The following is a 12210-nucleotide window of genomic DNA, read 5'->3' as shown; positions in this document are numbered from 1 at the left end:
AAGAGGCGAGAGTAAGCAGAATTAAAAAACCTCTCGAAAAGAAAAATGGGTGATAAATTATGTTATCTGAGAACATAAAGTTATTGAGTCAATCTCGATGTTGGTAGTGTTATGATATAATTCAAGGGTATAGTGATGCTTTTCTTTCTATATGAGTCGACCTTTCTTCTGATTTTTCTCAATTTTATTTGCACATCAAGAACGGCTCTACTTTTTATAGCAGAAGTCAATAAATTTATCAGGTCAGTTGGTTTGTTATAAATTCCTCGTGCCAACTTAATCTTAAAAGACCTCATTAAATATTAAAAATATCGAAAGAATATATCCCTATGGATGGATTGCAAAGTGAGAGTGGGTGTTTTTTATAACAAACTAATTATTTTATTAAGTGTTTTTTGATATTAATTAATGAATGATAATGCGCCGAAAATATTAATTCTCCAGATTTCTTAAATCTATATATTCATATATATTTCATTAAATACGTGCCTACTCCTTTGCCAGAAAAATTATCGCCGGTGAGCTGTGGACGTCAGAGTGTAACCGGGAAGTGTACTTCATTCTCGTCAGCAGGGGATTGCCTGTATGAATCAGCAAGGTGAACGGCGTTTGCCGCGCAACAGAACGAAAACTAACATTCATTACAATTTGAGTTATCTACTGCAGCCTTATATAAATCAGGCTCGATGACTAAATCTTCACATTCCCGACCACTCCGTCAATAACTATCTCTTCTGGCTCTTTACCGGGCCATTCATTGCCGCACAAATTCAGGGATCAGGACAACCGGATGCCAGTCATGTATATCTACCAGACCTTGAGCTGGGCCTCCGTACGCGTAAAATCGTCACCACGGCGCATGGCATCACCGAAACGCGCTTCCTGTGGCGGGGCTACCGCCTGTTGCAGGAGGAGCAGGAAACCAGGGGTTCAGCACTTATGTTTATGACCCGAATGAATCCTGTAGCCCGCCGGCTGGGATGATCATCTGCGTGACCAGAGCAGCGGTGAGATTTACTGGTTCAGTACCGATTTGAATGGTGCGCAACTGGAGGTGACCGATGCGCGTGGCGAGGTACACTGGAGCGGCCAGTATTGCAGTTTTGGCGAAGTCCGCTATCAGACTGCAAGGGCTACAAAGCTTGTTCAGCGCACGGTGATGCCGCATCAGCCGTTTCGCTACGCTGGGCAGTATGCTGACGGTGAAACGGCTGCTCTATGTTCTGCTACTACCCTTTGCGCGCAGTCGGGCGACAGCAATAAGCCGAGCATGGGGAGAAGAAAAAGAACTGGTTGCGGCTGGAGGAGGAAGCCGGGACTGGACGGCCGCTGAACGCGAAGTAATACTAAGTACAAAAAATAATCGCCAATTATCGTCGGTTATGTCCGAAATGGGCTATACAGGCCATCATATCAATAGTGTGAAAGGGAACGGTGTTTTAGGAGGAAAATGGCAAGGCGATCCAAGGAATATTGTATTTCTCCAGAATGCTAATCATCCAAGCGGCTATGATGAACATTTACATGGTTTGCAAGGTCACCGAGGAAGTTATGACACTCCAGGTAAAGGACGATTGATAGACCGTAACCTGACCCGTAAGAATTTAAAGAGCTGTCAATAATATCAGTGAATGTGATAAATATGAGGTGTTATTATGAGTGAAATTGAAGAGTCATTAAAAAAAATTGTTGCTATTTGCAATAAATATTCACTGTCCGGGAGTTTCAATATCGTTAATGACATTGACAACGTATTCCCCTCCAACTTACCTCGCTCGGCAGAGTTGGATTATTTATATGGAAAAAATAATCCTGAGAAGTTAAAAATAGAAACAGGTTTTACGCCAATTAAATTTTATTCAGTCAGTGAACTTGCAAAAGCTCAAAGTGGTTATGAATACTTACCAGATAATTATCTTGTAATTGGCGATGATTTAGGTGGTGGTAAGCCTATAATTGCTGTTGTAGATGAAGGTAATACCTCTATTTATGCGTCTTATGACGTAGTTGAACCGTTTAAAATAGCTGACAATCTCTCTGGCTTTTTACTTTCTCTAACAGAACTCATTGATTTGGTATATGGTTATTACGATATTTTTGATATAGCAGATGATAATGATGAAGTAAAAAAAGATTTTATGGATGAGTTAAAGGTAAGGGTTGTTCCATTTATCGGAGATGAAAATTTCAATGCATTTTATGATTATTTTTATGGATGAATCTCTGTGTTTCCTTTGATGGGGGATGTGGGGGTATAATTATACGGGCCGTCTTGTAGGTGGTCCGCCTGATTATTTTTGATCTATAATACGATGCTTGATATTATTTTCTTGGAGAAATTATATTATTCCACGTCAGATGAAAGGTCATGAGCTAGTCAGCAAGTTACAGTTGAGTTGATAAGAAAATTTGACCCAGCCTGCGTGTGAATAACTGCACCCACTTTGCCTTCATCCCCATCTTTAGCGCTAATCGGGAGTTAGCCAATTCTACTACATCAATATCCGATTAGTCTCGCTTGATATCTACTGTAAGGACATTTCCCTTCGTAAATGCAAGCCTCATGCCGGTGCTAATTATTACTGGTACCTTTTCCGTATAGCTGCGATCGGTATATTGGGGGAAATATTCACGTTAAGAGCAAAAGACCGGTTCATTAATGAAGATGTAAATGTTTGCCGGTCAAATGACTTAGAAAGTGAAATAGGAACGGTATTTTGCTCCGCCGCCCCCCCAAAAAACAGCATCCTATCTGCAATCAGGACTGTTTTGCCGCTTTACTCTGTGGGCAATCGTTGCCGCCCTGCATCACAACTTTTTCACTGCGCGCAGCATCGCCATACACGCATAACGTACCTTCATCGGTATGAATTTGCTCTTTCAGCGGCAGGGACGTTTCCTGAGCGATGGCATAGCAGGAGAGCGCCGGGAAAAGGGTGAGGGCACTTATGAACAGAAAGGTTTTCATCATCTCGCTCCAGAACAGGGATAACGTTTACTGTGTTATCACACCCTTAAGCCGGCAATCGCTGCGTACCCGCTAGCTTTTTTCCATCACCGACTGGCGAGGTGTGAGTTTACCAATCACGGGGGAGAGCTCTGACGTGCGAACAGGTCGGCCATCCACCAGGCTTTTAATGCGCTCAACGCACTGAGTGAGCAACTGATCCATTGGCCACGAGATACAGGTCAGCTGTGGATAGAGCTGGGTTGCCAGAGGCGAATCTTCCAGACTCAGCAGCGATACTTCCTGCGGAACGGAAATGCCAAATTCCCGGAACAGACGCATCGCTTCAGCGGCATAGCCATCACGTTTAACCACAATGGCGGAAAACTTGCTCAGGCTGTTGATAAGCGTCAACAGCGCCTGTTCAACATCTTCATTCGCCGTTAACACCAGCTGGCGATTAAACGGCAAAGAGTAGTTTTGCAGGACGTTGCGATAGCCTTCCACCATCTTTTTACTGTTGTCATCGTGTTCGCTGTCAATCACCAGTGCGATATTGCGATGGCCCTTGCCCGTCATGTAACGACAGGCGCTTTCCGTCGCAAAGGCAAAGTCATATCCCTGAGGTTTCGCATCCACCACTGGACGATCGAAGGAGATAACATTCTCTGCGCTACCGGCCGCAACCGGCCCAAAGACTACGACAGCAACACACTGGCGCTGAAGATCATCAACGGTGACAGCCTGCTCAACAGGATCGTTTACGTACTCTACGATGAGCGTTTTATTCAACGCTTTCATGGCGCGGGAGAGCGCAGGCAGCAAACGTGCTCCGCTGCTTTCATCCTTCGCAGAGAGAACCAGACCAACGTAGCTTGATGACTGACTTGCCAGGTTTTGCGCGGCAAAGCTTGGGCGATAATTAAGCTCTTCTACGGCGCGCAGCACGGCTTCACGGCTCTCTTCGCGCACGCCGCGCGTCCCCGTCAACACGCGTGAGACGGTTGCTCGTGAGACATTGGCTAATCGTGATACATCGTCAATCGTTGGCATAGCATTTTCTGCGTGGTGGGTTTTGGTTATCTTAACATAACCCACCTTAAGAATCTTAGCGCCCCCCACAGGCGGTTTCACGTCTGCGCGGCGTGCAAACCCGGTAGCCACGCCGCGCCACGCACGCCACTGGCGTCGCCGTAACGGGCCGGGACGATACGGGTACGGCAGCTTTCCGAGAAGATGTAGGGCCTGATGGCGGCCGGAAGTTCGTCGTACAGCTGGCTGACATTTGATAACCCACCGCCCAACACAATAACCTGCGGATCAAGAATATTGATCACCGAGGCCAGACTGCGGGCAAAGGCGTCGATAAAGTGGCGCCAGTGGGCCCGCGCGGTCAGGTCTCCCTGGGCCGCCGCTTCAATGATGGCCTGCGCGCTCAGTTCGCTGGGATAACGGCGGGCAAAGCCGGTGCCAGAGATAAAGGTTTCGATACAGTTATGTTTCCCGCAATAGCAGGGCTGCGCCGGACCATCCGTCTCGGGGGCATAGCCAGGCAACGGGTTATGTCCCCATTCGCCAGCGATGGCGTTTGGCCCCTGAAGCAGACGCTTATGTACCGCCACGCCACCGCCGCATCCGGTACCGACAATTACGCCAAAGACGGTATCTGCTTCTGCGCCTGCGCCATCAACCGCTTCAGACAGCGTGAAGCAATCCGCGTCATTGGCTATCCACACGGGCTGATTGAGCTGCTGTGCTAAATCATGCTTCAGGTCGTGACCGTTGAGTACCAGGCAGTTGCAGTTTTTAATTAGCCCGCTCTGTGGGTCGATGGCCCCCGGCAGGCCAATACCGATACTGAATGGCACTTCACTTACCGCGCGCGCTTCGCCGATAAACGCCAGCAGATGGTGCATAAAGGCGTCATAACTTTTTTTTTGCGTCGGACGACGCTCACGCCAAAGGCATTCGCCCTGAGGCGAAAGCAGGATGGCTTCCATTTTTGTGCCGCCAATATCGAGTCCAAGATAGTGCATACGTTCCTCGAAAAGGAGAGGCCAGCGCCTCTCCTGAATGGTTATGCCTGACGAGTGCGGTACAGTTCGATCAGCTCCGTCACCAGTTCTTTCGCCAGAATCGAGGTCATCAAATGATCCTGAGCGTGCACCATCACCAGCGTCATTTTGGTTTTGCCTTCCCCTTCGTCAGCTTCGATCAGTTGGGTTTGCACCAGATGCGCTTCACGGGCGAAGTGCGCCGCCTCTTTCATTCGCGCGTCGGCTGAAGCAAAGTCACCTTTTTTTGCGAAGCCAAGCGCTTCGTAGCAGAGACTGCGTGACTGACCGGCATTGATAATAATGCCCATGACCTGTTCTTCTAATTCCATCAGTAACCTCTGTGTTTTTACTATCAGGCGGACTGTGCCGCTTCTTCAGATTGTTCAACCGCATTTTCATGCTCTTGTTCCAGCAGCTGCTTCTCGTACGCTTTGAGGAACGGGAAGTACATGGCCGCTGAGGTAACCATGCACAGCAGGCAGAGGATCACCGGGCTAAAGCTCCAGTTGGCCGCCCAGGATGCGCCGATAGGGGCAGGCGTTGTCCACGGTGTCATCGAGACCACGCGACTGACCAGGTCGAAATCAAGGGCAAAGTAGGCGAGGGTGGCATTGACCATCGGAACCAGCACGAACGGCAGGAAAAAGAGCGGATTCATGATGATAGGGGCACCGAATAAAATCGGTTCGTTGATATTAAACATCCCCGGCACCACGCCCATACGCCCAATGGTACGCAGATGCACTGCTTTGCTGCGCAGCAGCAGTAACGCCAGCGGCAGCGTGGAGCCGACCCCGCCAATCAGCAGGTAGTGATCCCAGAATCCCTGAACGTAAATGTGCGGGATCGCCTGACCGGCAGCCATTGCTGCCTGGTTAACCGACAAGTTCGCCATCCAGAACGGGTTCATAATTCCGGTGACAATCAGCGCGCCGTGGATGCCCGCAAACCACAGAACCTGGCACACCAGCACCGAGAGCAGAATGGCAGGCAGCGTATCGGAGGCGGCAACCAGCGGTTTCACCAGCGACATAATCGCTTCCGGAATAATCATGCCGAGCTGGGCCTCAATGAAGAGGTTGAGCGGGTGCAGAGTGACAACAATTGCCAGCACCGGGATCAGAATTTCGAACGAACGCGCAACGCCCGTAGGCACTTCTGGCGGCAGGCGGATGGTAATATTGTGACGCTTCAGGAAGGCATACAGCTCGGTAGAGTAGATAGCCACCAGAATGGCCGTGAAGATCCCTTGCCCGGAGAAATAGGCGGTAGAAATCTGCCCGTCTTTTAACGGCGCAGCCACCAGCAGAAATGCCATCAGCGACAGCATGCCGGCGGTAAGGGCATCCAGATCGTGATGTTTGGCCAGGCTCGCGGCGATCCCGACTGAAATGAAGATCGTCATGATCCCCATGCTGAAGTTGAACGGCAGCATCAGGGCTTCACGGTGATCCAACGAGAATTGCAGCCATGCCCGGGCGAAACCCCAGGACGTGTCGGGTGAGAAGGGCGGGAAAATAAACACCAGCATAAAGGAACCGACGATCATGAACGGCAGGGCGGTGATAAAGCCGTCACGAATCGAGGTCACATACTTCTGCTGCCCGACGGCGCCTGCCATCGGGGTAATTTTCTGTTCAATGACCTGGATAAGTTTCGCGTACAGAGAGCTCATGGGTTTTCCCTTCGTTATTTGTTATCTATCAGGGAGAGGGCGAAATCGAGAACGGCGCCCCCTTTTTGCATGCCGTAATCCATCATGTTGATAGGCTCAACACGGATCCCGTATTTATCAGCTTGTTTCTGAAGATCGCTTTGCATGTACTTCACCTGCGGTCCAAGCAGCACCACCTGATAGTGACCGACCTGCTCGGCGAATTCGGCCACGCCAAACGCTTTGATCTCCGCTTCCAGGCCACGCTTTTGCGCTTCGTCGACCATTTTTTTCACCAGCAGGCTGGTGGACATCCCGGCAGAACAACACAACATGATTTTTTTCATAACGTCTCCTTTGAACTTATGGCTGGAATATAGTCATCATGGAACAAAACGGAAAGCGCTTTCCATTGGTGGATAAGGTAATTGTGACCGCGATCACCTGAGGGAATCTTTCACTTTGTCCGGATGTGCGAGATCATCGCGGCTATTCACGAACTATTAAGGTCGAGTTATGAACATTCATTTGATGAATGTTGCTGTGGATTTGATTGAGCAACGTCTCACGCCAGCAGCCAATATAATCACCAGAAATCAACATATTACCGCGATGCGGGACGGCTTTTCCCTCGCCATGCCTTTTGTGATTGTGGGAAGCCTGATGGTGCCGCTGCTGTTTCCACCGTTCGCCATTTCAAGTGCATCGCGCCTCGGACACGTCTATTTGCTGCTGCGTCCGATGCTGTTGCCAACCTTTGAGCTGACGCTCGGACTGGTCGCGCTGATTGTCGCGTTTGGTGCCAGCGCCAGTCTGGCCAAGCAGTATCAACTGCCGGAACGGCTGTGTGGACTCACCGGTTGCCTCTCCTTTTTGCTGTTCATTGGCTTTCGGGATAACGGTGCAACGAATATTTTTCTGGGCGGGATGGGGCTTTTTACTGCGCTCATTTCAAGCGCTTACTCTATTGAAATAATAAGATTTTTCTACAAAAGAGGATGGTGCATTCGTCTGCCGGAGGAGGTACCGGTGATGACGCGAAATGGTTTCCAGCTGCTGATGCCGCTGCTGGTGATCATGCTCTCCATTAGCGTAATGAATGCCGTGATGCTGCAGACGACCGGACAAATTTTGCCACAGCTGATTGGCGAGGCGTTACGCCCGCTTATCGTGGCATCCGATACCCTTACGGCGGTGCTTATCTCCTTGTTTCTGTGTAATCTTTTATGGTTCGTCGGTATTCATGGCGCCCTGATCATTACGGGCATCATGAACCCGTTCTGGCTCACCTATCTGTTTGAAAACCAGCGGGCCCTGGCCGCCGGGGAAGCCGTGCTGCCCCATATTTATCTGCAGGGATTCTGGGATTTTTATCTGCTGATTGGCGGTATCGGCTCTACGCTGCCGCTGGTCTTTATGGCGATGCGAAGCCGATCCCGGCAGTTGAAGAGCGTCGGGAAAATTGGCCTTCTGCCGTCGCTGTTCAACATTAACGAGCCGATATTGTTTGGTTTCCCCGTCATCATGAACCCGGTTTTTTTACTGCCCTTTGTGTTTGTACCACTGATAAATGCCTGTATAGCTTGGTATTTAACCCAGCTTGGCGTGCTCGACAGAGCCGTCGCCATGCTGCCCTGGTCTATGCCTTCACCGCTGGGCGCAGCCTGGTCGGCGAACGGCAGCTGGAAAAATATGTGCATGTGCCTGTTCGCCTTTTTTAATGCATGGATGCTCTATCGCCCCTTCTTCAAGGTTCATGAACGCCAGTTGATGCAGCTGGAAAAATAATCCCCGCCTCCCTGCTTCTGCCCGTTCCTGATGGGCAGAAGATTATTTCGTGACATTCTTCACAAAAATTTTCTCTTTGATCTTAAATTTGTGATTCAATCCGGCAAACATGGAAAGCGCTTTCCGTTTGTGGATGTACATTTCCAGATTTGATCCTTACATTTCCCCTGCACGTTTAACCGTGAAAATAAAAATTCAAAGGGAACCTATGCAAACGTTAATGAAATCAATACCTCTGTCCTTGATTGCTCTTACTGTCATCAGCGGTTATGCCAGCGCCGATGAGAAATATGATTTCGCCCTCCACGGCTATTTACGCTCGGGTATTCTTGCCAATAGCGATGGCAACCGGGTCGATTCGGTGGGGCTGATGCCTGACGGGAAATGGCGTCTGGGTAACGAAGAAGATACCAAAATTGAGCTGATCCCGACGGTGACGCTGAAGTCGGATTCAGGTGCAGTCGCACGTATTCAGGCCAACCTGACGCACCAGACCAAATGTACTGCCGACTGGAACTGTACTGACGATGACGGCAAAGAGACCCAGTTCCGTGAAGGGTTTGCTGAATTAACGAATCTCGATTTTGCCCCGGACATGACCTTCTGGGCCGGTAAACGCTACAGCAGCTCCAACCTTTCCAGCCACCAGTTCGACTGGGAGTACATTCAGTACAACGGAACCGGGGGCGGGTTCGATAACCTGGACTTAGGCTTCGCGCGCTTTGATGCGGGTGTGTATGCCTTCTCGACCACCGACGAAGCCAAAGCTTATCCGGTAGATCTGGGGGATCAGGGCTATCCGGACGACTATTCGCTTAACCTGTGGTTTAAAAAGATTGGCGGCACCGGGCTCGACGTCGAACTTATCGGCCACCACATGAACCGCAATGAAAACCATCCTACCTCGGCTGAGAAGGGATACGGCGTGACCGCGCTGTACAACTTTGACAGCTTCTACGGCCTGACTAACGGGTACTCCCGCATCGCTTTCCAGTATGGCAAAGGCCTGGCCGCCGCGGATTCGCTGGGTAAAAACGGCTGGGGCTGGGCAAACCTTGACGATACGCAATCCTGGCGCGTCGTGCTGGACAGCATGGCCAACTTGGGTGACGTGGAAGTATCGACCTTTGCGTTTTATCAGAAAGACAAAAACTACCGCTGGTGGACCAACGACGATGACGGCTGGGGACGTTCCATGTGGGTAGCGGGTATCCGTCCGTATCATCAGATAACCAAAAACTTTGCCATGCAATATGAGGTGGGCTACGAATATCTGGATGATAAAAACTACATGGGCGTAAACGGTAAAGGGAAAGGTGGCCTGACCAAGGTGACCATTGCGCCGACCCTGACCTTTGATTCAGGTTTCTGGAGCCGTCCGCAGCTGCGCTTCTTTGCCACCTACGCAAAATGGGATAAAGGCGTCTCGGATGCGATGGACAGAAATTACGACTGGAGCACTGGCACCCTGAGTCCGGGGGGATATTCACGTAGCGGCGATACCGATACGCTGAATTTTGGTGTGCAGGCTGAAGTCTGGTTCTGAGGAGAAAAGAGATGGCTTTCCCGATTCGAAAACTGCTTCTCGTCTCCTTACTCTCCGCGCTGGGAAGCGCGGGGGCTCTGGCGGCCGAGCAATCCCATTTTGAACACTTTATTACTCGCGATGGCGCAGCGTTAAAAGATGGCGATCGCGTCTTTCGCTTCGCCGGGATCCACGCCCCGGAGCTGCATCGTATAGAAGATGACGCGCGCGGAACCTGTAAGGCCGATCCGCGCGGCTGGGGGCAATACTTTAGATGGCCGACTGCTGAAGAGCAGGAGAACTGGATCAAAGCGCTGGTGCAAACCGGTGCTAAAGCACAGCGTGTATATGTGCTTTCCGTGCAGCAGGAAAATGATGCTGCCTGCGGACGTGAGACACATATTCTGTCACCGGCAACGCCGGACGGCATGCCGCGGCTGAATGAAACGGCCATGAAAGTGTATGACAACATGATTGCCGAGGCGGATAAGCAGGGGCTGCGCCTGATTCTGCCGTTTATTGACCACTGGTGGTGGTGGGGGGGACGCGAACAGCTGGCCGCGTTTTATCATGAAAAGCCGGAAGATTTTTATCGAACCGACAGTAAAACCTACCGTGCTTATCAGGATGTGATCCGTCAGGTGATTACCCGTACCAACACCATTACGGGACGCCATTACTACGATGAAAAGGCGATCATGGCCTGGGAAACGGGTAATGAGCTGGAAAACACCAACGCTGATTTCCTGCAGAAAACGTCGGCCTGGATCCGCAAGTGGGCGCCCTATCAGCTTGTCGTCGATGGTACCTATAAAAAGGTGAATGATTTCGCGCTCAACGATCCGAACGTCGACATCATCAGTAACCACTATTACACCAACGCCGAGAACAACCACCCCGAGCAGGTTCGCAACGATCTGGAGGCGATTGGCGGCAAAAAGGTCTATCTGGTTGGCGAATTTGGTCTGCTCGATCAAAAAGACCTTAACACTATCATGCAGGCCATTGTGCATACCGAGGTCAATGGCGCGCAGGCGGCGGGGGGCTTTATCTGGGGCTTCCGTGGTCATCGCTATGATGGTGGTTTTTACTGGCACAAAGAGTTTACCGGGCACTACAGCTACCATCTGCCTGGCTTCCCGGTCGAGGGCAAAGCAAACCAGGAGATGGAGGTTGTCAATCTTGTGCGAACCGCCTCGGCGCAAATGGCGGGGCTGAGCCAGGCGCCGGCCCTGCCGGTCCCGGAAGCACCTAAGCTGCGCGAGAGCAACTCACCGTTTGCCATTAACTGGATGGGGTCCCCCGTCGGGCGTTATTACGATGTGGAGAGAGCGACTCAGCCACACGGCCCGTGGACCCGCGTTGGTCAGGATATCTCTGACGGCAAAAATGAGTGGGATCCGGCAAAAATGGATCTCTTCCGTGATGACTATCGCAGCCTGACGCTGGGCCAGACTTACTACTACCGGGTGATCGCAAAGAACGAAAGCGGTCAGTCTGCGCCTTCAAACGTGATTCGCCTTGAGCATACGCAGAAAAACCTGCCGCCGGTCATCACTCTGCAGGATGCGCTCTCTACCACCGTGGATAAAGGCGTTCAGCTCACCGCGGCCTGGCAGGATGACAATCTGCCGGAGCCGAAGGTCAGCGTGGCATGGCATCACGAAGGCAAGGATAACGTCCACTTTTGTGACAGCACCAAAGCGGAAACCCGTGCCTGGTTCTCGGCTCCCGGTGACTATGCGTTGACCTTTACCGCTGACGATGGACTGCTGAAAAGCAGCAAGACGGTAAACGTTAGCGTGAAGGCCGCGGCGGGACCCGTGCCGGCGGACTACTGTCATTTTGGCGGCGGAACGCTGGACGTCAGCAAGGGGAAACTGAACATCACCAAGAGCGATAAAGATACGTTAGCGATTGGTGAAGACGGTTTCCTTGGTCCTTTTGCCAATGACGGAGACAGCGTGACCTGGCAGGTTAACGCCCCCTGGGACGGTAAGTTTGCCCTGCACGTGGAATTTAACGGCAAATGGGGGAGTAAGAAAAACTCGTTCATTGTGAACGGCGGAACGCCGGTGAGCATTGAATTCCCGCAAACGGATGAGAAAGGCCAGACGATGATCGTACCGGTCACGCTCAGGGCAGGGGACAACACCATTAGCTTTGGCAAGTTCTCTGGCGACTGGGGATATATGTTCATCAAATCAATTGAAGTCACTGCAGAGTAGTTATTTGGCTG

Annotated in this window: 10 protein-coding genes and 1 pseudogene; 5 read left to right on the top strand and 6 right to left on the bottom strand. The window is 51.0% G+C overall.

What is annotated here, in order from left to right; translation table 11 throughout:
• Positions 1-822: 822 nt before the first annotated feature.
• Positions 823-1622 (top strand): annotated as a pseudogene (locus L462_RS25590) (RHS domain-containing protein); the annotation flags it as partial.
• 33 nt (positions 1623-1655) lie between these two features.
• The gene (locus L462_RS08885) at positions 1656-2219 is read left to right on the top strand and encodes a hypothetical protein (RefSeq protein WP_032678917.1); all 564 of its coding nucleotides are present in this window, start codon (positions 1656-1658) and stop codon (positions 2217-2219) included.
• A gap of 539 nt (positions 2220-2758) precedes the next feature.
• Here L462_RS08885 and L462_RS08890 read toward each other — a convergent pair.
• The 6 genes from L462_RS08890 to L462_RS08915 all read right to left on the bottom strand — a co-directional run bounded on the left by L462_RS08890 (position 2759) and on the right by L462_RS08915 (position 7005).
• Positions 2759-2971 (bottom strand): hypothetical protein, encoded by a 213-nt coding sequence (locus tag L462_RS08890; protein WP_082209489.1) that lies wholly within the window; start codon positions 2969-2971, stop codon positions 2759-2761.
• A 69-nt stretch (positions 2972-3040) separates the two neighbouring features.
• Positions 3041-4000 (bottom strand): LacI family DNA-binding transcriptional regulator, encoded by a 960-nt coding sequence (locus tag L462_RS08895; RefSeq protein ID WP_032678915.1) that lies wholly within the window; start codon positions 3998-4000, stop codon positions 3041-3043.
• 77 nt (positions 4001-4077) lie between these two features.
• Positions 4078-4983, bottom strand: coding sequence for an ROK family protein (locus L462_RS08900; protein ID WP_032678914.1), 906 nt, complete (start codon positions 4981-4983; stop codon positions 4078-4080).
• Positions 4984-5024: 41 nt separating this feature from the next.
• The gene (locus tag L462_RS08905; protein WP_254915524.1) at positions 5025-5357 is read right to left on the bottom strand and encodes a PTS lactose/cellobiose transporter subunit IIA; all 333 of its coding nucleotides are present in this window, start codon (positions 5355-5357) and stop codon (positions 5025-5027) included.
• Entirely contained in the window at positions 5357-6679 is a 1323-nt protein-coding gene (locus tag L462_RS08910) for a PTS sugar transporter subunit IIC (RefSeq protein WP_014171498.1), read from the bottom strand. The genes L462_RS08905 and L462_RS08910 overlap by 1 nt, the downstream gene beginning before the upstream one ends.
• A 14-nt stretch (positions 6680-6693) precedes the next feature.
• Positions 6694-7005: a PTS sugar transporter subunit IIB gene (locus L462_RS08915; protein ID WP_014171497.1), complete on the bottom strand. Its 312-nt coding sequence runs from the start codon at positions 7003-7005 to the stop codon at positions 6694-6696.
• 169 nt (positions 7006-7174) lie between these two features.
• Here L462_RS08915 and L462_RS08920 point away from each other — a divergent pair, with 169 nt between their 5' ends.
• The 3 genes from L462_RS08920 (at position 7175) to L462_RS08930 (ending at position 12199) form a co-directional block, all read left to right on the top strand.
• A complete protein-coding gene (locus L462_RS08920) occupies positions 7175-8446 on the top strand; it encodes a PTS sugar transporter subunit IIC (protein WP_020883745.1) in 1272 nt (423 codons plus the stop codon).
• A gap of 208 nt (positions 8447-8654) precedes the next feature.
• Entirely contained in the window at positions 8655-9992 is a 1338-nt protein-coding gene (locus L462_RS08925) for a maltoporin (protein ID WP_032678913.1), read from the top strand.
• Positions 9993-10003: 11 nt separating this feature from the next.
• Positions 10004-12199, top strand: coding sequence for a CBM35 domain-containing protein (locus L462_RS08930; protein WP_032678912.1), 2196 nt, complete (start codon positions 10004-10006; stop codon positions 12197-12199).
• Positions 12200-12210: the final 11 nt, after the last annotated feature.

This window comes from Enterobacter sp. BIDMC 26 (assembly GCF_000534435.1).
GTDB lineage: Bacteria > Pseudomonadota > Gammaproteobacteria > Enterobacterales > Enterobacteriaceae > Enterobacter > Enterobacter ludwigii.
Note: the sequence above shows the minus strand (reverse complement) of the source record. Positions and strands in the feature narration are given on the sequence as shown.